General features: G+C 54.2%; 24 protein-coding genes. 7 read left to right on the top strand and 17 right to left on the bottom strand.

Going from position 1 to position 23,106, the window contains the following annotated elements:
• Window positions 1-120: 120 nt before the first annotated feature.
• The 4 genes from VV869_RS23450 to dusA form a co-directional block, all read right to left on the bottom strand.
• On the bottom strand, window positions 121-354 hold the full coding sequence (locus tag VV869_RS23450) for a thymidylate kinase (protein WP_261601098.1): 234 nt from the start codon (window positions 352-354) through the stop codon (window positions 121-123).
• Between the two features lie 114 nt (window positions 355-468).
• Window positions 469-1,107 carry a TIGR04219 family outer membrane beta-barrel protein gene (locus VV869_RS23455; protein ID WP_337737366.1) on the bottom strand — a complete coding sequence of 213 codons (639 nt, stop codon included), beginning with the start codon at window positions 1,105-1,107 and terminating at the stop codon, window positions 469-471.
• A 146-nt stretch (window positions 1,108-1,253) separates the two neighbouring features.
• Entirely contained in the window at window positions 1,254-1,490 is a 237-nt protein-coding gene (pspG, locus tag VV869_RS23460) for an envelope stress response protein PspG (RefSeq protein WP_337737367.1), read from the bottom strand.
• Window positions 1,491-1,710: 220 nt separating this feature from the next.
• Complete coding sequence (dusA, locus tag VV869_RS23465) at window positions 1,711-2,751, bottom strand: tRNA dihydrouridine(20/20a) synthase DusA (protein WP_337737368.1); 1,041 nt, start codon at window positions 2,749-2,751, stop codon at window positions 1,711-1,713.
• 844 nt (window positions 2,752-3,595) lie between these two features.
• On the opposite strand from dusA, the gene zur reads away from it, so the two are divergent.
• The 3 genes from zur (at window position 3,596) to VV869_RS23480 (ending at window position 5,020) form a co-directional block, all read left to right on the top strand.
• A complete protein-coding gene (gene zur, locus VV869_RS23470; RefSeq protein ID WP_337737369.1) occupies window positions 3,596-4,045 on the top strand; it encodes a zinc uptake transcriptional repressor Zur in 450 nt (149 codons plus the stop codon).
• Window positions 4,046-4,079: 34 nt separating this feature from the next.
• Window positions 4,080-4,544 (top strand): chemotaxis protein CheX, encoded by a 465-nt coding sequence (locus VV869_RS23475; RefSeq protein ID WP_337737370.1) that lies wholly within the window; start codon window positions 4,080-4,082, stop codon window positions 4,542-4,544.
• Window positions 4,545-4,810: 266 nt separating this feature from the next.
• Complete coding sequence (locus VV869_RS23480) at window positions 4,811-5,020, top strand: cold-shock protein (RefSeq protein ID WP_261601104.1); 210 nt, start codon at window positions 4,811-4,813, stop codon at window positions 5,018-5,020.
• A gap of 69 nt (window positions 5,021-5,089) precedes the next feature.
• On the opposite strand, the gene pgi is transcribed toward VV869_RS23480, so the two are convergent.
• Entirely contained in the window at window positions 5,090-6,742 is a 1,653-nt protein-coding gene (pgi, locus tag VV869_RS23485) for a glucose-6-phosphate isomerase (RefSeq protein ID WP_337737371.1), read from the bottom strand.
• A 281-nt stretch (window positions 6,743-7,023) separates the two neighbouring features.
• Between pgi and VV869_RS23490 the strand changes: the two genes are divergently transcribed.
• The gene (locus tag VV869_RS23490) at window positions 7,024-7,443 is read left to right on the top strand and encodes a secondary thiamine-phosphate synthase enzyme YjbQ (RefSeq protein ID WP_337737373.1); all 420 of its coding nucleotides are present in this window, start codon (window positions 7,024-7,026) and stop codon (window positions 7,441-7,443) included.
• Here VV869_RS23490 and VV869_RS23495 read toward each other — a convergent pair.
• Window positions 7,424-8,539 (bottom strand): GNAT family N-acetyltransferase/peptidase C39 family protein, encoded by a 1,116-nt coding sequence (locus VV869_RS23495; protein ID WP_337737374.1) that lies wholly within the window; start codon window positions 8,537-8,539, stop codon window positions 7,424-7,426. The two genes, VV869_RS23490 and VV869_RS23495, sit on opposite strands and share 20 nt — an antisense overlap.
• A gap of 74 nt (window positions 8,540-8,613) precedes the next feature.
• On the opposite strand from VV869_RS23495, the gene VV869_RS23500 reads away from it, so the two are divergent.
• Window positions 8,614-10,080 (top strand): RimK family protein, encoded by a 1,467-nt coding sequence (locus VV869_RS23500; protein WP_337737375.1) that lies wholly within the window; start codon window positions 8,614-8,616, stop codon window positions 10,078-10,080.
• A 156-nt stretch (window positions 10,081-10,236) separates the two neighbouring features.
• On the opposite strand, the gene alr is transcribed toward VV869_RS23500, so the two are convergent.
• The gene (gene alr, locus VV869_RS23505; RefSeq protein WP_337737376.1) at window positions 10,237-11,316 is read right to left on the bottom strand and encodes an alanine racemase; all 1,080 of its coding nucleotides are present in this window, start codon (window positions 11,314-11,316) and stop codon (window positions 10,237-10,239) included.
• Window positions 11,317-11,338: 22 nt separating this feature from the next.
• Window positions 11,339-12,736 carry a replicative DNA helicase gene (locus tag VV869_RS23510; RefSeq protein ID WP_337737377.1) on the bottom strand — a complete coding sequence of 466 codons (1,398 nt, stop codon included), beginning with the start codon at window positions 12,734-12,736 and terminating at the stop codon, window positions 11,339-11,341.
• A gap of 239 nt (window positions 12,737-12,975) precedes the next feature.
• Here VV869_RS23510 and VV869_RS23515 point away from each other — a divergent pair, with 239 nt between their 5' ends.
• On the top strand, window positions 12,976-13,740 hold the full coding sequence (locus tag VV869_RS23515) for a DUF481 domain-containing protein (RefSeq protein WP_337737379.1): 765 nt from the start codon (window positions 12,976-12,978) through the stop codon (window positions 13,738-13,740).
• Window positions 13,741-13,881: 141 nt separating this feature from the next.
• On the opposite strand, the gene rplI is transcribed toward VV869_RS23515, so the two are convergent.
• From rplI to nsrR, 7 genes are all read right to left on the bottom strand, one after another.
• Window positions 13,882-14,334, bottom strand: a complete 453-nt coding sequence (gene rplI / locus VV869_RS23520) for a 50S ribosomal protein L9 (protein WP_261601112.1) — start codon at window positions 14,332-14,334, stop codon at window positions 13,882-13,884.
• Between the two features lie 38 nt (window positions 14,335-14,372).
• Window positions 14,373-14,600 carry a 30S ribosomal protein S18 gene (rpsR, locus tag VV869_RS23525; protein WP_002539422.1) on the bottom strand — a complete coding sequence of 76 codons (228 nt, stop codon included), beginning with the start codon at window positions 14,598-14,600 and terminating at the stop codon, window positions 14,373-14,375.
• Between the two features lie 16 nt (window positions 14,601-14,616).
• A complete protein-coding gene (gene priB, locus VV869_RS23530) occupies window positions 14,617-14,919 on the bottom strand; it encodes a primosomal replication protein N (RefSeq protein WP_261601113.1) in 303 nt (100 codons plus the stop codon).
• A gap of 7 nt (window positions 14,920-14,926) precedes the next feature.
• The gene (gene rpsF, locus VV869_RS23535) at window positions 14,927-15,313 is read right to left on the bottom strand and encodes a 30S ribosomal protein S6 (protein WP_261601114.1); all 387 of its coding nucleotides are present in this window, start codon (window positions 15,311-15,313) and stop codon (window positions 14,927-14,929) included.
• A gap of 238 nt (window positions 15,314-15,551) precedes the next feature.
• The gene (gene rlmB, locus VV869_RS23540; protein ID WP_337737386.1) at window positions 15,552-16,292 is read right to left on the bottom strand and encodes a 23S rRNA (guanosine(2251)-2'-O)-methyltransferase RlmB; all 741 of its coding nucleotides are present in this window, start codon (window positions 16,290-16,292) and stop codon (window positions 15,552-15,554) included.
• Between the two features lie 3 nt (window positions 16,293-16,295).
• Entirely contained in the window at window positions 16,296-18,848 is a 2,553-nt protein-coding gene (gene rnr / locus VV869_RS23545) for a ribonuclease R (RefSeq protein ID WP_337737387.1), read from the bottom strand.
• A gap of 121 nt (window positions 18,849-18,969) precedes the next feature.
• Complete coding sequence (gene nsrR / locus VV869_RS23550; protein ID WP_337737388.1) at window positions 18,970-19,401, bottom strand: nitric oxide-sensing transcriptional repressor NsrR; 432 nt, start codon at window positions 19,399-19,401, stop codon at window positions 18,970-18,972.
• Window positions 19,402-19,514: 113 nt separating this feature from the next.
• On the opposite strand from nsrR, the gene hmpA reads away from it, so the two are divergent.
• On the top strand, window positions 19,515-20,699 hold the full coding sequence (hmpA, locus tag VV869_RS23555; RefSeq protein WP_337737389.1) for an NO-inducible flavohemoprotein: 1,185 nt from the start codon (window positions 19,515-19,517) through the stop codon (window positions 20,697-20,699).
• A gap of 143 nt (window positions 20,700-20,842) precedes the next feature.
• Here the strand turns inward: hmpA and motX are convergent, their stop codons facing one another.
• Complete coding sequence (gene motX, locus VV869_RS23560) at window positions 20,843-21,469, bottom strand: flagellar protein MotX (RefSeq protein ID WP_337737390.1); 627 nt, start codon at window positions 21,467-21,469, stop codon at window positions 20,843-20,845.
• A 265-nt stretch (window positions 21,470-21,734) separates the two neighbouring features.
• On the bottom strand, window positions 21,735-23,051 hold the full coding sequence (locus tag VV869_RS23565; protein ID WP_337737391.1) for an adenylosuccinate synthase: 1,317 nt from the start codon (window positions 23,049-23,051) through the stop codon (window positions 21,735-21,737).
• Between the last annotated feature and the right edge of the window lie 55 nt (window positions 23,052-23,106).

Here is a 23,106-nt window from a genome sequence, read left to right on the forward strand (position 1 = left end):
TTTACATTGCGTAGTGTTAGATTAGCTACTCAAGGAAATAACAAGAAAGAATAGATAAGAATGTTTTATAACTTTTTGTAAGGGAGGAGCCACGGGGAAGAGCTGTGCTTCCCCGCCAGCTTAAAACGTATCGGCGATTCGTACCTGATGGAACCCGACCTCAAACGCCCGCTCAGTCGCGGTGTCGATATCGTGGTAGCATTTCTCGCTGCCGGAGCCGTCGGTCAAGGGGACAAAACCGCCGCGGCGATGACGGAACTCAACGATCCACCCATTCGCCTGAATGGAAGGCTCAATCACCGCTTCCACAATATCCTTATTCGCGTACAGTTGCTGTAATTCAGTGATGGTCATAGCCTGTTTCCTTAGCGTTGTATCATTTTAAAAATGGTACAGAAACCTGAAAACAGGCAACAAAAAAGCCACGAGGCGTCGTGGCTTTTATCTTCAGCTGAGCAGAACAATCACTTAGAAGTCCAGTTCAACCCCGGCAAACCAGCCGTCAATTTTCACTTTACCAGCTGAGCTCTTGATGAAATCCAGATCGTAGTCCATCACCCGGTAGCCCGCACGCAGGTTCAGGTCGGCAGCAATCAGCGGCAGAGCCCAGTTCACCCCGGCAGTACCGTCCACCGTACTGGTGCCGTCATAGTTGCCCATGTTCAGATCAACAAAGACAGAGACCGGCGTCATCGGCAGGCCGACTTCCGCATTACCGTACAGGCTCGGATGCCATTCGCTGAAGCTTTCCCCTGCAAATTTACCATCGTTGAACTTCGTCAGGGTGATCCCCGCATCAAGTGACACCAGGTCATTGTCCAGGAACTCGTAGTACGCCGTGTAGTCGGTCTGGCCGAAAGAGACCGCACCCACATCAACATCGGTATACCGCAGACGCGCATTCGGTACCAGCGGTACAAAATGCTCAAAAGCAAGATGATATGAGAAATTTGTCTCGTCTTCGTTGCTCTTCACGTCGTTAATGGTCGCATTGGTAAACCAAGCGTCCGCCCCTGCCTTCACACCCAAAAGCACAGCTGCCTGCGCAGGCACAGCTGCTGCCAGCGCCACTGCTGCCGCGACAGCCGAAGTTGTCAGTTTATTCATTATTCCGAGTCTCCGCTCTTTATTAGAATATTCAAGTTCGGCCAGACTATACCAGATGCTGTATAAGAAAACCGCATTTCCTGCCATCATGAATAAGCATGATTTTACTCGGCCCGGAAGCGGGTGATCTTGCTTCCAGAATACACTTAATAACGACGGTGTTCATACGTCCGGCGACACTGCGCCGGGCGATGACGACGATACAACCAGACACCGACGGCAATCAGCACCAGCCAGGGCAGCAGCTTGAGTACCACACCCAGCATTCCGACCACGGCCATCACCACAAAACCGACAAATACGGCGAGCGCCATCCCCACCAGGCTGACCCCGGTAAACAGCAGCACAAACGCAAACGCAATTAAAAACAGAAATTCAATCATGATAGGTCCTCTCTCCTGATCTGCTTCCTGTACTACAGCACAAACCAGGCCAACTTAGAACAAAATACAAGCAACTGATTTAATAGGGGAAATAAAAAGGCGCTGATCGTTTCCGATCAACGCCTCAGGCAAGATTTAGCGACTTTCGCCAACTCAGTGGTAAAACACACCAATGTTGGCGGCACAAGATGTCTGCGGGTCCGCGTTCAGGGCTCCGTGCTTATACATCCAAATGCGCCGGGATTTTCGCCAGTGCCTGCTCCAGGACTTCGATCCCCGAGCCCGGCTTGTGCGCATTTTCACTGATATGACGGCGCCACTGCCGTGCACCCGGCATGTTCTGGAACAGGCCCAGCATATGACGGGAGATATGATTCAGATAGGCGCCCTTGGACAACTCGCGCTCAATATAAGGGAACATGGCTTCAACCACGGCACGGCGTTTTTTCACCGGCTGAGCGCTGCCGAACAGTCGCTGATCCACTTCCGCCAGCAGGTAAGGATTCTGATAAGCTTCACGCCCCACCATCACCCCGTCCAGGTGTACCAAATGCTCCGCCATCTCTTCAAAGGTTTTGACCCCGCCGTTCACCGCCATGGTCAGATGCGGGAAATCCTGCTTCAGCTGATACACGCGCGGGTAATCCAACGGCGGGATCTCACGGTTCTCTTTCGGGCTCAAGCCACTCAGCCACGCTTTGCGGGCATGGATGGTAAAGTCGCGACAGCCGCCTTTCTCACTGACCGTACCGATAAAGTCGGTCAAGAACGGGTAGGAATCCTGCTCATCAATCCCGATCCGCGTCTTCACCGAAACCGGAATATCCACCACTTCCCGCATGGCAGCAACGCACTGAGCCACCAGCTCAGCTTCGCCCATCAGGCAAGCACCGAAACGACCGTTCTGCACCCGATCTGACGGACAGCCCACGTTGAGGTTCACTTCATCGTAGCCGCGCTCCTGGGCCAGCTTAGCGCACTGGGCCAGATCCGCCGGATTCGAACCGCCGAGTTGCAGGACCAACGGATGCTCTTCTTCGTTATATGCCAGGTAATCCGCCTTCCCGTGAATAATTGCCCCGGTCGTGACCATCTCCGTATACAACTGGGCATGCTCACTCAATTGACGATGAAAATAGCGGCAATGCCGATCCGTCCAATCGAGCATCGGTGCCACGGAAAAGCGGCAAGCGGGAATGTCCGCATTGGGGGTTGATTCAGTTTGTATCTTGTCGTGCTCGACCACAGCATTCTCTGACATCGAAAAGCCTCGTTGTAACCCGCGCCTCCGTGTTGCAATCCCGCTACCCAGCCCGGAGAGCACACCCGGCAGCGACCTTCACCCGGTCCGAAACACCGGTGTGAATGAAAAGAGAGTGGATTCTATCGCATTCCGGCGGTCAGCCCAACTCTCACGCCCCCGGATTCACTCCCAGACAGAAAGCGCCCCCAGCAAAAAGAACATTACAGGCCAAACAAAATAAATAGCAATGCACTGTTTTTAAATGAAAAATATCAATTTTCTTTCACTCATGTACAGCAATAATAGCTTTTGACCACCAATAACCCAAAAAGCTGTACATCTGATAAAACATCAAAATATCAACCAGTTAAAACCAAGCCAAAATATCAAACCAAACATTGAAACCTTTTTCCCGCTCATTCAGCAAAAAGCTGTACGAAGATCGGTTGTCAAACCCACCTATCGTTCAAAAGAGACCCTATGCGAATAGAACATCACGAGACAATTATAATTAAACATAAAACAATGATTTAAAAGAATAAAAGAAACAGTCCTCGCCAAGATGTACAGCTCTTTTAGCTTTTGGGTTATGATGCTCCAAAAGCTGCACAAGCCGCTCTTCACTTATGAATCATAGAGTTATAATCTGGCTTATCGGATAGGAATTGAATGGCGCAGCTTTTTGCTGCCATACTCATCGAAAGGTGAACATAATTCCCCGTTCGCCAGTCAGCCCGGAAGCAAACCGGCGTGATCTATGACACGGTTTTTTCGGCTGATTTTGTTCGATCCCGAGGAACAGAGATACGTTTCCCGAATGCTATGATAAACTATTGGACTTATCGCTGTTTTTTGAGGTTATATGGCGAATCACACGCAATTGCTGACCAAAGCGCAACAGATTTGCGAAGAACGAGGCGTTAGGCTAACCCCTCAAAGACTGAAGGTCCTTGAGCTCATCATTGAACACCACAGTTCCATCAGCGCTTATGAGTTGCTGGATCTGCTGCGCGAGAGCGAGCCGCAGGCCAAACCGCCGACGGTCTACCGGGCCCTCGACTTTCTCCTCGCGCAAGGATTTGTACATAAAGTCGAGTCAACCAACAGTTATATTGCCTGTTGCGTGCTCGGTCATGCAGATCACTGCTCTCAGCTGCTGATCTGTGATGAGTGTGGGACCGTCGAAGAATGTCATGACGATGAGCTGGCGAAATTGCTGCGCCAGAAGGCAGAAAAACATGGTTTTCAGATCTCCAACCATGTTGTGGAGAGCCATGGCATTTGTCAGCAATGCCAAAGCAGCAAGCAGTAACCTTACCACTTACTAATACAGTCATTATGAGATTATGCGCGCAGAATTTGTAAACCCTTTTCTAGCTTCACTGCTGAATGTGCTTAAGACGATGGCCTCGATGGAGCTTGCTCCGCAAAAGCCACGACTGAAGAAAGACGAAGTTGCACGCGGTGACGTTTCCGGTCTGATCGGGATGGTGGGTCCAAAAACTAAAGGCTCAATGTCGATCACTTTTGATGAACGGCTGGCGCTTGAGATCATGCAACGTATGTTGGGCGAGCGCCCCAACGCTATTAACGAAGAAGTGACTGATATGGTCGGTGAAATCACCAATATGGTGACCGGTGGCGCCAAGCGAATCCTGTCCGACAAAGGCTATGAGTTTGAAATGGCAACACCGGCGGTGGTTTCCGGCCGCGGCCACACCATCACCCACAAGTGTGATGGCGCGATCATCATCATGCCGTTCGACTCTGAGTACGGCAAAGCCTTCATCGAGATTTGCTTCGACGGTTAAGCCGCGCAACACGCACTTTATCGCACCAGCCAGCACGTTCTGGCTGGCGATCTCCCCGCCAGCAATCATGCTGACTATCACTTTGAATTTTATGTGAAGTCCTCTTAAATCCCGGACAAAAAACTACCCACTCTCCAGAATCCGGTCTAGACTGAACTATGCTGAATAAGCATTCACGCTCCTATGGCCCTGTTTTTCAGCGCGTAAGTTTGCGGGCCGCTCCGGCCTCGCAAGGAAATACCCTCATTCAAAGGAAAGATCGTAACATGAGCAAACTGACTGGAACCGTTAAATGGTTTAACGATGAAAAAGGCTTTGGTTTTATTTCTGGTGCAGATGGTAAGGATGTTTTCGTCCACTTCAGCGCCATTCAGGCTCAGGGTCGCCGCACGCTGAGAGAAGGCCAAAGTGTTGAGTTTATCGTGACTGATGGTCAGAAGGGTCCGCAAGCAAGCGAAGTGGTCGCACTATCTTAATACTGCTGAAACAGACTCATAAGAAAAACGCCGCAATTTGCGGCGTTTTTTCATACAATGATGAAGGCCTTAGCTACGCCACTGTTTGAAAGCGTTGATCAGCCCGTTGGTAGAACTGTCGTGGCTGCTGATCGCCGCCTCATTGGTCAGCTCCGGCAGAATGTTATTAGCCAGTTGTTTACCCAGCTCAACCCCCCACTGATCAAAGCTGAAGATGTTCCAGATGACCCCTTGGGTGAAGATCTTATGCTCGTACATGGCAATCAACGCGCCCAGCACAGCCGGCGTGACTTGTTTCACCAGGATCGAGTTGGTCGGACGGTTCCCTTCAAAGACCTTGAATGGTACCAGTTCCTTCACTTCATCCAGTGACTTACCGGCCGCCAGGAATTCCGCTTCAACCTGAGCTTGGGTCTTACCGAACGCCAGCGCTTCCGTCTGAGCAAAGAAGTTGGCCATCAGCTTCGGATGGTGATCGCTCAGCGGGTTGTGGCTGAGCGCCGGCGCAATAAAGTCACACGGGATCAGTTTGGTGCCCTGGTGGATCAGCTGATAGAAGGCATGCTGACCGTTGGTACCCGGCTCACCCCAGATGATCGGGCCAGTTTGGTAATCAATCGGATTGCCGCCGCGATCGACGTACTTCCCGTTCGATTCCATATTGCCTTGCTGGAAATAGGCCGCGAAGCGGTGCAGGTACTGATCATACGGCAGGATAGCTTCAGATTCCGCGCCGTGGAAGTTGTTGTACCACAGGCCAATCAGCGCCAGGATCACCGGCAGGTTTTCCGCCAGCGGGGCTTCGGCAAAGTGCTGATCCATGGCATGCGCGCCCTCCAGCAGAGCGACAAAGTTGTCGAAACCGACTGCCAGGCTGATCGACAGGCCAATCGCCGACCACAGTGAGTAACGGCCGCCGACCCAGTCCCAGAACTCAAACATGTTCTCGGTATCAATGCCAAACGCCGCTACGGCCTCGGCATTGGTCGACAGGGCCGCGAAGTGTTTGGCAACATGGCCTTGCTCTTCGGCCGTCGCCAGGAACCAGTCACGCGCAGAATGGGCGTTGGTCATGGTTTCCTGGGTGGTGAAAGTTTTCGATGCAATCAGGAACAGGGTGGTTTCCGGGTTCAGCGACTTCAGTGTTTCTGCAATATGGGTGCCGTCGACATTGGAGACGAAATGCATGTTCAGGCGGGTTTTGTACGGCATCAGCGCTTCGGTCACCATATAAGGTCCCAGATCCGACCCGCCGATCCCGATATTCACCACATCGGTAATTTCCTTGCCGGTGTACCCTTTCCACTCACCGTCCACGATGCGCGTCGTGAAGCCCTTCATCTTCTCCAGTACCGCATTGACTTTCGGCATCACATCTTCGCCGTCCACCATCACCGGGGTATTGCTGCGGTTACGCAGCGCCGTGTGCAGGACCGCGCGATCTTCGGTGCGGTTAATCTTCTCGCCGCCGAACAGGTCGGCAATCGCCGCTTTCACTTCCGTTTGCTCAGCCAGAGCCAACAACTTAGCCATCGTCTCTTCGGTGATCAGGTTTTTGGAGTAATCCAACAAAATATCTGAGCCGAATTGTGCGGAGAATTTAGCAAAGCGTTCGCTGTCCTGGGCAAACAGCTCGCTCAGTTGCAGATCCTGGGCCTCTTCAAAGTGTGCCGTCAGCGCTTGCCATGCTTGGGTGTGCGTTGGGTTAATGTTTTTCAACATGATGAAGTTCCTGATAATTTCATTTCAATCCATGGGCCTAGTCAGTCTCATCCAAGCCGTGGATCCCTGATGTGTGTAAATGTTGTCAAGTGTAGCCCACCCTGTCCGGCTGGCTATATTTTTGTAATTTTACGACTTATGACAAATTATGGCGTGAACCGACCCCTGCCTTCATTGAGTCAGGTCACGAAAACCAAGCATAAATCATAGACGGAAAAGCAGCGGATGAGTACCGTAATCATCTAAGATTACAGTCAGATGGTGACAATAAGGCAAAGACTATGTGGTTTCAGAAAACAATTCAACTTTCCGCCAAGCGCCGGGGCTTTCATCTCATCACCGATGAAATTGAACAACAAATTCCGGAAATCCAGGACTTTCAGGTCGGCCTGGCCCACTGCTTTATCCAGCACACGTCCGCCAGCCTGACGATCAACGAAAACGCCGATCCGACCGTGCGCAGTGATATGGAGGCCCATTTCAACCGGGCCGTACCGGAGCGAGCCCCTTATTACCGCCATACGTACGAAGGCGATGATGACATGCCGGCCCATATCAAAACCTCAACCCTGGGGTGCAGCGTCTCGATTCCGATCCAAAATGGCCGCCTGGCTTTAGGCACCTGGCAGGGAATTTACCTCGGCGAACACCGCGACCAGGGCGGCAGCCGCCGGGTTGTGATCACCCTTCAGGGGGCGTGATGGTCAACGTGTCGGGCCGGAGCACCACGCAGGCGGTCTGTTTCTGCCGCCCGAAACCCAGCACCTGACTCAGTCCGGCTTTGGTCAACGGGACATGGGCCCGGTGGCCGCTGTCCGCCCGATCTTCAGCAAAAGGGTCATGGAAGAAAAAGAACTGCTCACTGACGCCGGTGAGCAAAATCCAGTGCGGCTCCTTGCAGCCGTTAAACCGGTAGGTACTGATCAACATCAGCAGGCAACAGCCCTGCCGCAGCCAGGCTTCAATCTGGGGCACCGACGGCATCGCTTCCACCACCGCCACGCCTGCGTCATCAAGCTGCTGACAAAAATCCAGATGGACCAGCTCGATGATCTCTTTTTTCTTCGGATCCCTGACACTGTCTATAAACGGCGTGGACTGCGACTGTGCCCACAGCTCCACCCGGCAGCCCCGCCGGTTTGCCGCCAGCGCCAGACCATGCCCGCTACACCCACCATGGCCGGAAGCCATAAAAATCGTCGTGGCCTCCCGCCACAGCTGCATCTCCAGCTGACGGCTTGGCTGATAACCCGGCTGCAGATAAGCCAGACTCATCATCAGACAGGCCGGACCGCAAGTAAACGGCGTCGTCTGCACATACAAGGGCAACGGTAACAGCCACTTTGACTCGACGGGGGTCAGACGCTTTTGCATTCGGATGCCGTCGGCCAGATCATCGTAATAATGGATTAAGACTTTTAATGGTGAGTAACCGCATTTTTCATAAAGATTTCGCGCAGGAAGATTGTCATGACGCACTTCCAGCCTTAATGTATTGAAACCATTTTCCAGGGCCGCCGTTTCACAGGCAGCCAAGAGCTGCTGGGCCAGACGCCGGCCTCGAAAATCGGGATCGACGGCAAGGGAGTACAAACGCGCCAACTGGGTTCCCCGGTGAAACAACACCAGCCCATAGCCGGCGGTTCGGCCTTCTTCTTCCGCGAGAAACAAGACACTCTGAGGCGATTTGATAAACCGCCGCATCTGACGGGGCGAAATCCGATCCCCGTCGAAAAGCTGAGCCTCCAGAGTATTTAAGCTATCGAGATCATTAAGCTGCGCAGTACGGACTTTCATGGACGGAATCGCCTCTAGTGGACTGACTCGATTTAATCCCAAATTTAGCCGCAAGGCTAGAGGTAAGCTTCGCGATGACGAAAGTTCTCATCATTACCGACAACGACAGTGACTGGCGGCAGTATTTTCCCTCAGACAGGGTAGTCACGGTCGACGCCTATTTACAGCAGGGCGCATTTTGCGATCAGAAGGCAACCCAAATCATCAACCTGTGCCGGGATTACGACTATCTGAGCAGCGGCTATTATTGCTCGCTGATGGCTGAGGCCCGGGGGCACCGGGTGATCCCCCGGATGATGACGATTACCGATCTGTCCCAGCCCTTCCTGCTGTCGGTGCCCTCCGATCAGCTGGAAAAAGCCTTTGCCGATCAGCAACTGCCCGTCGGAGCGCTCCTGGAAGAAAAAATCTATTTCGGCCGGTCAGCGGTGCCGGGATTTGCCAAAATTGCCCGTCGGCTGTTCGAGCACTTTATGATGCCGGTGATGAAGGTGAGTATTCGCCGGACGGAAACGCACTGGCAAGTCGAGCAAATCACCCCGTTTCCGTTCCAGGACCTGACTGATCCGGAGCAGGATCAGTTTGCCGATGCCCTGGAGCGATTCTCCAACAAGGTCTGGCGCTCTCCCAAGCCCAGTAAGAACGCCCGATATGATCTGGCGCTGCTGGTCGATCCGAACGAGAAGATGCCGCCTTCCGACGGCCCGGCCCTGCACCAGTTCAAGAAAGCGGCCAAACGGCTGGGCATGCGCCTGCAAACCATCACCCCGGACGATCTGTCCCGGTTGGGGGAATTTGACGGCTTGTTTATCCGGGCAACGACGAATATTGATAACTTCACCTACCGGTTTGCCAAAACCGCAGAGAAGCTGGGCCTGGTGGTGATGGACGATCCGGAGTCCATCATGAAATGTACCAACAAGGTTTTTCTGACCGAGTTGCTGCACCTGCACCATATTCCGGCGCCCAAGAGCGTGGTGTTGAAGCGGTTCGACCCACACTGGCTGGCCCTGGCCGAAGCCGAGATCTGCTACCCCATGGTGCTGAAAGTTCCGGACGGGGCGTTTTCGGTCGGGGTGGTCAAGGTCAGTCATCGCGAGCAGTTGCTGACCCAGATGGAGAACCTGTTTGCCCGCAGCACGCTGATCCTGGCTCAGGAGTTCCTGCCGACCGATTACGACTGGCGGATCGGGATCCTCAACCGCCAGCCGCTCTTTGCCTGTAAATATTACATGAGCCGCGGCCATTGGCAGATCTACCAGCATCATCAAAGCGGACGGGTCAGCTCCGGTGGGTTTGAAACCCTGGATCTCAAGCAGGTGCCCAAAGCCGTGATCGATACCGCGCTGAAGGCTGCCAACCAGATCGGCAGCGGCCTGTATGGGGTGGACTTGAAGGAAGTGGATGGCCAGGTGCGGGTGATTGAGGTCAATGACAATCCGAGTATTGATCACCATGTGGAAGATGCGTTTCTCGGCGATCTGCTCTATGACCGGGTCATGACCGAGTTTCTGCGCCGGATCCAGCTGCGCGGATTCTGAAGCCGTGTATTTCTGAAGCCATGCATTTCAATGCTTTGATAAAATCATGCTTTGATGAAACAGGCGGTGATTCTACCGGCACTGCCTGATGACCAAACCAAAACCAACAAGGCGAGCCTGAGCTCGCCTTGTTATGCCGAAGCAGTCCTTGGCCACTTAGCTGTAGGCCATGGCCACCCGGGAAGTCAGCTTGGTCACCAGCTCATAAGCGATGGTTCCGACATGCTCGGCCACCACCTCCGCCGGCAAGCCACGTCCCCATAAAATGGCTTCATCACCGACCTGATCGGTAGCCTCCGGTCCCAAATCGACCGTCAGCATATCCATCGACACCCGACCGGCAATCGGTACCCAGCGGCCGTTAATCAGCACCGGCGTGCCATTGGGCGCCGAACGCGGATAGCCGTCACCGTAGCCGATGGCGACCACCCCGATTTTGGTATCCCGCTCACTGGTCCAGGTGCCACCATAGCCGACCTGCTCGCCTTGTTTCACCTGGCGCACCGCAATCACGCTTGAAGCCAGGGTCATCACCGGCTTCATGCCAAACGCCTGGGCCGAATGACTTTCGTCTGCAAACGGCGAAATCCCGAACATGATGATCCCGGGACGGATCCAGTCGAGATGGCTGTGACGCCAGGCCAGGATCCCGGCGGAGTTTGCCAGGGAGCGTTCACCGCGACACCCCTCCGTGAGGGCCATAAAAGTCTGGATTTGCGACTCCGTCACCGGATTTTCCAGCTCATCGGCACAGGCAAAGTGGCTCATGTAACGCAGCGGCTTCGCGACGTTCGGGCAAGCATGGAGCCGTTCGACAAACTCGTGAAATTCTTCCGGGCGCACCCCGAGCCGGTGCATGCCGCTGTCAATCTTCAGCCAAACCTTGACCGGTGCCTCCAGGCTCGCCAGCTCCAGCGCTTCGAGCTGCTCCGGGGTATGGACCACGGTCTGGATATTGTTGGTCACCAGAACCGGCAAATCACCCGGGGCATAAAACCCTTCCATCAGCAAAATAGGCTGCACCACCCCGCAGGCCCGCAGGGACAACGCTTCCTCAATCCGTGCCACACCGAAGCCATCGACATCCGGCAGGCTGGTCGCGACCTGCTGTAACCCGTGGCCGTAGCCATTGGCCTTGACCATCGCCAGCAGTTTACTGGCCGGTGCCTGCTTGCGCAGTTGGCTGACGTTATGGCGCAGTGCCTGGGTATCGATATATGCGGTCGCGGCTTTCATGTATTGTCCTGTCACTTACAAGTTATTCATCATCAAAGGCCGGGCCGGCGTAGTTATCAAACCGGGAGAACTGGCCCTGGAAGGTCAAGCGTACAGAGCCGATGGGACCATTCCGCTGCTTACCGATGATGATTTCGGCAATGCCCTTGAGCGCACTGTCTTCGTGGTAAACCTCATCCCGGTAGATGAACATGATCAAGTCGGCATCCTGCTCGATCGCACCGGATTCACGCAAGTCCGAGTTGACCGGCCGCTTATCCGCCCGCTGCTCCAACGATCGGTTCAGCTGCGACAGCGCCACCACCGGCACGTTGAGCTCTTTGGCCAGGGCTTTCAGCGAGCGAGAGATCTCGGCAATTTCCAGGGTCCGGTTGTCCTGCAAGCCAGGGACGCGCATCAGCTGCAGGTAGTCGACCATAATCATGCTCAGGCCACCGTGGTCCCGCGCCACCCGGCGCGCCCGGGAGCGCACTTCGGTCGGCGTCAGACCGGAGCTGTCATCGATATACATATTCTTCTTCTCCATCAGAATACCCATAGTCGATGAAATCCGGGCCCAGTCTTCGTCATCCAGCTGACCGGTCCGGATTTTGGTCTGATCCACCCGGGACAGGGAGGCCAGCATACGCATCATGATCTGCTCTGCGGGCATCTCCAGCGAGAAGATCAGCACCGGCTTTTCCTGCTCCATCGCGGCGTTTTCACACAGGTTCATCGCAAAGGTGGTTTTACCCATCGACGGACGGGCCGCCACGATGATCAAGTCTGAGCCCTGCAAACCGGCGGTTTTCTTGTTGAGATCGGTAAACCCGGTCGACACCCCGGTCACCCCGTCCTGCGGCGACTGATAGAGCAGCTCGATCCGCTCCAGGGTTTTCTCCAGCACACTGTCGACGTTCTGGGGACCTTCATTTTCAGAGGTGCGCTGCTCGGCAATGGCAAAGACCTTACTCTCGGCCATATCAAGCAGATCTTCACTGGTACGCCCCTGCGGATCGTAACCGGCATCGGCAATTTCGTTAGCCACGCCGATCATGTCGCGGATCAGCGCCCGCTCCCGGACGATATCTGCATACGCTGAAATGTTCGCCGCCGAAGGGGTGTTTTTGGCCAGCTCTGCCAGATACGCAAAGCCGCCGACATCTTCCAGCTGATCTCCCCGCTCCAGATGCTCCGACAGAGTGATCAAATCCAGTGGCTGGCCGCTTTCGAGCAGCATCGCGGCACTTTCAAAAATCAGCCGGTGCGGCCGACTGTAGAAGTCTTTGGCAACGACCTTTTCCGCGACCGTATCCCACTTTTCATTGTCCAGCATCAGGCCGCCAAGAACGGACTGCTCTGCCTCCAGCGAGTGGGGCGGCATCTTGATGGCGTCCATCTTCGAATCTTTCGGTTTATACGGTTTACTGTTTTCTGCCATAGGATTTGCGTGCTTACCGGGAACCAGACCGGGCATTATACCTTTTCATGCGGGCGCAATGTATCAATATCATGGGAAAAACATCGATCAAAGTCGCCCCACTCCTGTCATTGATTATGCCCTGCATCCTTCCCCCAGCGCGAGATTCCTCACATTTCTTGACGAAACGCTGACATTTCTCGGCTACACTCTGCGGCTTGCTTTCCACCCGATGAACATGAGCAACCGCCGGAGGATCCTTGGCAAGATATCTACTGACCTTATTGCTGCTTGCCAATGCGACTGCTTATGCCAACGATGAGGATCAACCCAAGCGACCACGATCTCCCTGGGCAAGCGAGCTGGAGCTGGGTTACCAGGCCCTGGGCGGGAACTCGGATTCCGAATCGCTCAACGCCCGCGTCGGACTCACCTATGTCAAAAACGAGTACCGGCATACCACCGAGGCCAAGTATCTACTGGCCGAGAAGGACGGCGAGGAAGACAAGCGCAAAGGCCAGCTTGAGCTGCAAAGCGACATGAAGATCAATGACAGTACCTACGTGCTGGGGAACGTCAGCTACATCGATGATCGCTACGGGCCATACTTCAGCGACTTTACCTTTTCAACCGGTCTGGGTTATCAGTTGCTGCGGCTGGAAACCTTTCAGATGGAAGTGGAAGCCGGTCCGGGCTATCGCCACCAGGAGCCGAATATCGACGAGATCGATGATGACGATATTATCGTGCCGATGACGGTCAACGAGCTGATCCTGCGGGGCAATACCAAGTTTATCTGGAAACCTTCCAAGACCGTGGAAGTCGAAGGGCGAGTCACCACCATTGCCGGCAACAGCAACAGCACCCTGGAAGCAGAACTGAACCTGACCAGTGCAATCTCGGAACATATCGCCATTAAGCTGAGCAATACCCAGAAGCTCAACAGCTGGGTCCCGGATGGGCTGGATAAACGAGATTCCATCATGACCATCAACCTGCTGTTCCGGTTCGATCCCGTCCGCTAATCCTGCACTCAAGTTTCAAGTTTCAAGCGCACGTTCACCGAAGCGCTCTCAGCTCTTCTGCCCGTTTGACTGCGACAACCAATCCCCAGATAGCAAAAAACCAGCCCGAAGGCTGGTTTTCTGTTTCAACACCAAACGTTATTAGTCTTCTGCAACAACGTTCAGGTTGATTGTAGCGAACACGTCAGAGTGCAGCTGGATGCTGATCTCGAACTCGCCAGTTGTGCGCAGTGCACCTTCTGGTAGGCGAACTTCGCTCTTCGCTACTTCAACACCTGCCGCAGTGATTGCGTCAGCGATGTCACGAGTACCGATAGAACCGAACAGTTTACCTTCATCACCAGCTTTAGAAGCAAGAACAACTGCTTCCAGAGCGTTCAATTTCTCAGCACGTGCTTGGGCAGCAGTCAGTTGCTCAGCAACTTTAGCTTCCAGCTCAGCACGACGAGCTTCGAACATCTCAACGTTAGCTTTAGTTGCCATAACAGCCTTACCTTGTGGGATAAGGAAGTTACGTGCAAAGCCCGCTTTAACGTTAACCTGATCGCCTAGGCCACCCAGGTTACCGATTTTATCAAGTAGAATAACTTGCATTATCTTGTCCTCTTAAACGTAATAGAAGCCGCTACCAATTACTGATGCTTGTCAGTGTATGGCAGAAGTGCTAGGTAACGAGAACGCTTGATAGCGCGAGCTAGCTGGCGCTGGTATTTAGCGCGAGTACCAGTGATACGGCTTGGTACGATTTTACCAGCTTCAGTGATGTAGTTTTTCAGAGTTGCTACGTCTTTGTAGTCAATCTCTTGTACGCCTTCTGCAGTGAAACGGCAGAATTTACGACGACGGAAGAAACGTGCCATGGGCTTATCTCCTGAACTAAATTTTTTCAATGTGATCGGCATGCAACACTAATTTCCCGATACCGTTCCGGCCGGTTTGGTAGGAGATAAATCCCGCTACCTTAATGTGGCTGCCGATAGCTAAATCTTGCGTGAGTGCTTGTTGACCTTGGCCACTGACCACCACGTTGATGTAGCAATACACCTGGCGAGGTAAATCAGCTTCCCGCTGAACCGAGCGATGCTCAAGCACAAAGTGACAATGAGGAATGCCCGCAGGGGACTGGCTTCGTTTGGGGTTTTTAGCGATAACGCCGGCCAACTCCAGACGATTGGTCATTTAACAATTACTCAGCTGCAGCTTCGCCTTCAGATTGTGCTTCTGCACGCTCTTCACGACGTGGGGCACGCTCTTCTTTAGCCTTCATCATTGGAGATGGCTCAGTGATAGCGCCTTTAGTGCGCATGATCATGTTACGGATCACAGCATCGTTGAAGCGGAAGTTAGACTCCAGCTCGTCAATTACAGACTGCTCAGCTTCAACGTTCATCAGAACGTAGTGTGCTTTGTGCAGTTTGTTGATTGGGTAAGCCAGTTGACGACGGCCCCAATCTTCCAGACGGTGAATCTGACCACCAGAATCTTTGATTGCACCAGTGTAGCGCTCGACCATGCCAGCAACTTGCTCGCTTTGGTCTGGGTGCACCATGAATACGATTTCGTAATGACGCATGGGTTGCTCCTTACGGATTAATCAGCTTCTCTAATTGGCTCGGTCATCCAGGAGAAGCAAGGAACTAAAATAAAGAACCGAGAATTCGGAGGCAGAATAGTACAGAGAATGGGCAATCTTAGCAAGCTAATTTTGTCCAAGATGATGCAGGTCGACGGTCATTATGCCAATGGCCTCAAACAAACCGGCGCGGCTGTTCAGGCCGCGCCGGTTTTCATGCTGTTACCCTGCTGAATAATCAGGATACCTGGCGTTGACGTACCGCCTCAAACAGGCAGATCCCGGTCGCCACAGAGACATTCAGACTTGAGACCGAGCCGGCCATCGGGATTTTGATCAAATCGTCACAGGTTTCCCGGGTCAGGCGACGCATGCCTTCCCCTTCCGCCCCCATCACAATCGCCAGCGGGCCGGTCAGCTTGCTCTGGTACAGATCATGTGTCGCTTCCCCGGCGGTGCCAACCACCCAGACACCCTGCTCCTGAAGGCTGCGCAGGGTCCGGGCCAGGTTGGTGACCCGGATCAGCGGTACCACTTCCGCCGCCCCGCAGGCCACCTTGCTGGCCGTCGCGTTGAGCTGCGCCGAGCGATCTTTAGGCACAATCACCGCCACGGCACCGGCTGCATCCGCATTACGCAGACAGGCGCCCAGGTTGTGCGGATCAGTCACGCCGTCCAATACCAGCAGCAGCGGGTTGTCTTTCCCGGCCAGCACATCCTCGAGATCGTTCTCGTTGTACTGCTTACCCGGACGCACCCGGGCCACGATCCCCTGGTGCGACGCGCCTTTGACTTTGTCATCCAGCGCCTTGCGGCCCGCTTGCTGAATGGTGATCCCCAACTGTTGCAGCTCATTGAAGATCGGCAGCAGACGCTCGTCCTGACGCCCCTTGAGCACAAAGACTTCAATAAAGCGCGCGGGATCGGACGCTAAAACGGCTTTCACGGCATGAATGCCGAAAATCATTTCATTACTCATTGGTTAATTCTTCTTCGCGGTCCGTTCTTGTTTACCGGCACGTTGTTTCTTTTTACGAGCCTTGGTGGATTTTTTCTTTTTCCCCTTGGCACTTTTATCGTCTGCTTTGTCGCCCGGCGCCTTGTCGCCTTCAACCCGCGGGATCGCCCCGGCTTTCAGCTTCTGGCGGATCGAGCGACGCTCGTTCTTGGCTTTGCTGGTCGACTCTTGCGCTTCGCCTTCTTCCACCCGGTATACTTTCAGGCTCTGGCGCTTCAGCCCTTCCGCCTTGCGCATCCGCTGTTGCTGCTCACGCTCGTCACGTTGCTTGGCGGTTTTGCCAGCGCCGCGCGGCTTGCGGGTACTGCCGACGATGTCAAAGTCAATCTGGCGATCGTTGAGGTTGATCGAAGCAACTTTCACTTTCACCGTATCGCCCAGACGGTAGACCTGACCCGAGCTGTTCCCGATCAACCGCTGACCAACCGGATCAAACTGGTAGTAATCATTGGCCAGGTTGGAGATATGCACCAGACCATCAATGTTGAGTTCATTGAGGCGGACAAAAAAACCGAAGCCGGTGACATTGGCAATCACACCATCAAACTCATCACCGACATGATCCTGCATGTACTCACATTTGAGCCAGTCCGACACATCGCGGGTAGCATCATCAGCACGGCGCTCGGTCATCGAGCACTGCTCACCCATAGTGTCGATTTCATCAAACGAGTAGTGATAGCCCCCGGTCGGAGTCCAGCGATCCTGGTTATTCCCGGCTTCTTTGGCAATCAGGTACTTGATGGCCCGATGCAGCAGCAGATCCGGATAACGACGGATCGGCGAGGTAAAGTGGGCATACTGATTCAGCGCCAGGCCGAAGTGGCCGATATTATCCGCCTGGTACACCGCCTGCTTCATTGAGCGCAGCAGCATGGTCTGGATCAGCTCCTGATCCGCCCGGCCATGGATCAGATGCGCCAGGGCCGCATAATCTCTCGGCGATGGCTCCAGGCCACCCGACAGCTGCAGGCCCAGCTCGCCCAGGAAGTCGCGGAAGCCGGTCAGACGCTCTTCACCCGGCGCGTCATGCACCCGGTACAGGGCCGGCTCTTTGGCTTTTTCCACCAAGCGAGCCGAGGCGATGTTGGCCAGGATCATACACTCTTCGATGATCTTATGGGCGTCATTGCGCTCCGCCGGCACAATGCGTTCAATCTTGCGATCGGCATTGAAGATAAACTGGGTTTCCACCGTCTCAAACTCAATCGCGCCCCGCTCCTCACGGGACTGCTTGAGCACCTTGTACATGCTGTACAGATCTTCTAAGTGCGGAACCAGCGGCGCATAACGCTCGCGCAGCTCTTCATCCCCTTCCAGCATTTTGCTGACTTTGGTGTAAGTCAGGCGGGCGTGGGAGTTCATCACCGCTTCATAATGTTTGAAACCCGACAAACGGCCGCTTTCCGAAACGGTCATCTCACACACCATACACAGGCGATCGACCTGCGGGTTGAGCGAACACAGCCCGTTCGACAGCACTTCCGGCAGCATCGGGATCACCTGGGCCGGGAAATACACCGAGTTGCCGCGCTTGATCGCTTCGTGATCCAGGGCCGAACCCGGACGGACGTAGTAACTCACATCCGCAATCGCCACCCACAAGCGCCAACCGCCGGACTTTTTGCGTTCACAATAGACGGCATCATCAAAGTCACGGGCATCTTCGCCATCAATGGTGACCAGCGGTAAATCGCGCAGATCAACCCGTCCTTGCTTGGCCGATTCCGGCACTTCTTCGCTCAGACCTTTGATTTGTTTCTCGACCTCAGCCGGCCACTGATGCGGAATATCATAGGTGCGCAGAGCTATATCAATTTCCATCCCCGGCGCCATGCTCTCGCCCAGTACTTCGACGATCTTACCGACCGCGTTGTACTGGCGGGTCGCCCGCTGGGAAATTTCAACCACCACCACGTTCCCCATCCGGGCACCCATGCGCTGCTCGTTCGGGATCACGATATCCTGGGCAATCCGCGAATCATCCGGCACCACATAGCCCATGCCGTCTTCAATGAAGAAACGCCCGACAATCTGGCCTTCGTACTGTTGCAGCACTCGGACCACCCGCCCTTCACGGCGGCCTTTTTTGTCGGTTCCGGCTACCTGGGCCAGGATGTAATCACCGTGGATCACACCGCGCATCTGGTGGTGCGGCAGCAATAAATCATCTTCTTTGGCATGGCTGCCTTCCGGACGGAGGAAGCCGAAGCCATCACGGTGGCCAATCACATGGCCTTTAATCAAATCCAGCCGCTCCGGCAGGGCATAGCACTGGCGACGGGTAAAAATCAGTTGGCCGTCGCGCTCCATGGCGCGCAGCCGGCGGCGTAAGCCTTCGTATTGGTCATCCCCTTCCAGCTTCAGCTCAGTAAACAGCTGATCCCGGCTGACCGGTGCGGTAAAGCCGCGGATCACTTCCAGGAGCATTTCGCGGCTAGGGATAGGGTTTTCATAATTTTGTGCTTCGCGATCGCGAAAAGGATCGACCGGTAAATCGGTAGTACCTTTGGACATATGCAGATCCGTTTTGGCGAAAATAATAATGAGTATATCCGCCTTTAGGTGAACAGACGGGAGACAGACTGTGCCTGTCGCCACGGAATAAAGCTAAGAAGTTATTGATTCGTTGTTACGATTATACGACAGGACGGTCCAGAAGGACACGAAGCGGTGGATTATCGGTCACCATGCTGGCCAGGGTATGTCTATCCAGCTCAGCCAGAAATGCACTCCGCGCAGTATCCAGGACCCCTTTGAGGCGACACGCCGGGGTGATATGACAAAAGTCGTCACTACAATTGACGATCTGCAACGGTTCAATCGCCCGAACTACATCCCCGATCACAATTTGCTCTGCCGGCATCCCCAAACGGATCCCGCCATTTTTTCCCCGCACCGTCTCCACATAGCCCAATTGCCCGAGCTTATTGATGATCTTCACCATGTGATTGCGGGAGACGCTGTAGATATCTGTGACTTTCGAAATACTGGCCAACTCACCTTCCGGAAGGGTCGCCAGGTAAATCAGGGCCCGCAGGCCATAATCAGTAAAACTCGTTAGCTGCACAATAACTCCTCCTGCTGCCATTTTAATCTGGTTATTGACTAAAAGATACAGATCAGATACAACTTATAAGGTGCATTAAATATACAACTTTAAAAAGAGAAAGTCCTTCAGCCATGATTAGCCAACAAACCATTGAAACCGTCAAAGCCACCGCACCGATCCTGGCCCAAACCGGCCCGGCCCTGACGGCCCATTTCTACGAGCGCATGTTCAGCCATAACCCTGAACTCAAAGATATTTTTAACATGAGCAACCAGCGCAACGGGGATCAGCGTGAAGCCCTGTTCAACGCAATTTGTGCTTATGCCAACAACATCGATAACCTGGCGGCCCTGCTCCCCGCGGTTGAAAAAATTGCCCACAAGCACACCAGTTTTATGATCACGGCCGAGCAATATGCGATTGTCGGCGGCCATCTGCTGGCCACCATTGATGAGCTACTCGCGCCGGGACAGGCGGTTCTGGATGCCTGGGGCGAAGCCTATGGCGTGCTGGCTGAGGTTTTTATCCAGCGTGAAGAAGCGATCTATCAGGAAAATGAGCACAAACAAGGCGGCTGGCGCGGCATCCGCACCTTCATGCTGATTGAAAAACAGCGCGAGAGCGACACCATCACCAGCTTCGTGTTCAAGCCGATTGACGGTGAAGCAGTCGCGACCTTCAAGCCCGGCCAATACCTGGGGATCGTGCTGCAACCAGCCGGTTTTGAGCACCAGGAAATCCGCCAGTACAGTCTCTCCGGCGCCCCTCATCCTGATCATTACCGCATTTCGGTCAAGCGCGAGGCTGGTGGCAAGGTCTCCAGCTATCTCCACGATTCGCTGCAAGTCGGCGATCGCGTTGAACTGGCCCCGCCGGCCGGGGACTTTTTCCTTGACGTCAGCCCGCAAACCCCGGTCGCCCTGATCTCCGGTGGTGTCGGCCTCACCCCGACCCTGTCGATGCTGGAAAGCCTGTGCGATCATCAGGCCGAGGTGCACTGGATCCACGCCACGGAAAACGGCGCCCAACACGCGTTCCGCCAACATGTCCAACACCTGGCCGCGCAGTCAACGCATATCGCGACCCATACCTGGTATCGCGAACCACAAGCCGAGGATCGCCCGGCGGAAGATTTCCAGTATCAGGGCCTGGTCGACTTGTCCAAGCTGAGCGCAGCGCTCGACAACCCGGCCATGCATTACTATTTCTGCGGCCCGGTTGGCTTTATGCAGCATGTCGCCCGCCAGTTGCAGGCGATGGGGATCAGCGAAGATCGCCTGCATTACGAGTGCTTCGGTCCGCACAAAGTGCTTTAACAACAGCCGGGACCGTGTAATACAGCTCGGTTACCGATCCCCAGAAACGCAAAAGAGAGGTCAATGACCTCTCTTTTTATATTCTCGATTTGTCTGACGGCTTCACAGTGCAGAAAACTCTCCCGCTTCGCCGCGATAACGACTTACCAGAAGGTATCCCGGCGCTTGGCCCGGGCGATCACATTACCCGGCATCCGGGTTTCCAGGCTGCTGCGCAACCGGGCGATCTGGCTGTGTTTCTGTCGGCTGGCAGTCACGGTGTTATATAACCAGCGATAGGCATCTTCAAAGTCCAGCGGGCTGCCATAGTCTCGGAGTAACAGCTCTGCCAGCTGGATCCGGGCTTCCACGTGCCCCATGGCTGCGGCTTCGCGCAAATACGGAATCGCACGTTCCTGATCCTGTTGCACCAGAGTGCCGGTAGCATAATAGCGCCCGAGTTGCTCCAACGCGGCTGGTGAGCCCTGATGCGCCGCTGACTGCATGTAATACACCCCCAGCTCCACATCCCGCTCCACACACACGCCCCAGGCCAGCATATCCCCGTACAAGAACTGATACGACGGCGACTCCACCCGGACTGCCCTGGCCTCAATATCCTGGATCAACTGGCAATCATCTGCCTTCACGCGCTGCAAGTGCGTGTTGTTTTCAAACAACCGGTTCAACTCATTGTCGGTATAGACGGGTACTGCATCGCCGACATCTTCCAATGCATGCGCAGGTGTTGCAGCCAGCCATGTAAAAAGAAGCAGGGTATGCAGTCTCATGAAAACTTCTCTGTTGAACCGTAGTTATCTTATCGGCGGTTCGGGATCAGACTTTAATCACTTTATCAGAAAATCGGCATTTTTTTGCCACTATGCAGTCGATCCATGGCGAAAAATTTGACGCAACAAGATCCGGCCAAGTTTGGGAGCAACATCAAGCCGTATTTGCCAAATAGGAGGCATAAAAAAAACCAACCTTACGAGGTTGGTTTTCTTCTATCCGTCACCTCACGGTGCGGCGTACATCAAGGGTGCCAGACGGCGATTAGTTCCCGTATGGGTGAACCTTGATAATCGTCTCGTTACGATCCGGGCCAGTCGAGATGATGTCGATTGGCACACCCGTCAGCTCTTCGATACGCGCGATGTAATCCAGAGCAGCCTGTGGCAGCGCATCCAGTGACTTCGCACCAACGGTGTTTTCAGACCAACCAGGCATCGTTTCGTAAATCAGTTCTAGATCTTCGTAAGCATCAGCCGCCATTGGAGAAACTTCCAGGACCTTGCCATCTTTGGTCTTGTAACCCGTACAGATCTTGATTTCTTTCAGGCCATCCAAGACGTCAAGCTTGGTCAGGCAGAAACCAGAGATGGAGTTGATCTGAATGGCACGGCGCATCGCCACGGCATCAAACCAACCGGTACGACGAAGGCGACCCGTTGTGGCACCAAATTCGTGACCGACTGTACCCAGGTGCTTACCAACTGGGTCTTGCTTCTCTTGACCGTCATAAAGCTCGGTCGGGAACGGACCCGCACCCACACGGGTACAGTAAGCTTTAGCGATACCCAGGATGTAACCCAGGTGACGCGGACCGAAACCAGAGCCTGCAGCAACGCCGCCAGCAGTGGTGTTAGAAGACGTTACATATGGGTAAGTACCGTGGTCAATGTCCAGCAGCGTCCCTTGCGCACCCTCAAACATGATCTTGTCGCCACGCTTACGCGCATCGTCCAGCTCTTGGGTCACGTCGATGATCATCGACGTCAGGATGTCCGCCTGTGCCATGACATCTTCCAGCACTACTTCGTAGCTCACTGGCTCGGCATTGTAGTAATGCTCCAGCTGGAAGTTATGGAAGGCCATGACTTCTTTCAGCTTCTCAGCAAAGGCTTCTTTGTCCAGCAGGTCGCCAACACGCAGACCGCGACGGGCAACTTTATCTTCGTAGGCAGGACCGATACCACGGCCAGTCGTACCGATGGCTTTCTTACCACGGGCAGCTTCGCGCGCTTGGTCCAGAGCGATATGATATGGCAGGATTAACGGACAAGCTTCTGACAGGAACAGACGTTCGCGAACTGGGATACCACGCTCTTCCAGCGGGCCCATTTCTTTCATCAGGGCATCCGGAGAAAGCACCACACCATTACCGATGATACATTTAACGTTGTCACGCAGGATACCGGATGGGATCAGGTGAAGAACAGTTTTCTCACCATCAATGACGAGGGTGTGACCCGCGTTGTGACCACCCTGGTAGCGCACAACATAATTAGCATCTTCGGTCAACAGATCAACGATCTTACCCTTGCCTTCGTCACCCCACTGGGTGCCAAGAACGACTACATTATTTGCCATCTTTCTTCGTCTATCAGTAGTTAAAAACCGATTCTAGCACCTTCATCTTCGCCTT

Source organism: Photobacterium sp. MCCC 1A19761 (assembly GCF_037389125.1).
Classification (GTDB): Bacteria; Pseudomonadota; Gammaproteobacteria; order Enterobacterales; family Vibrionaceae; genus Photobacterium.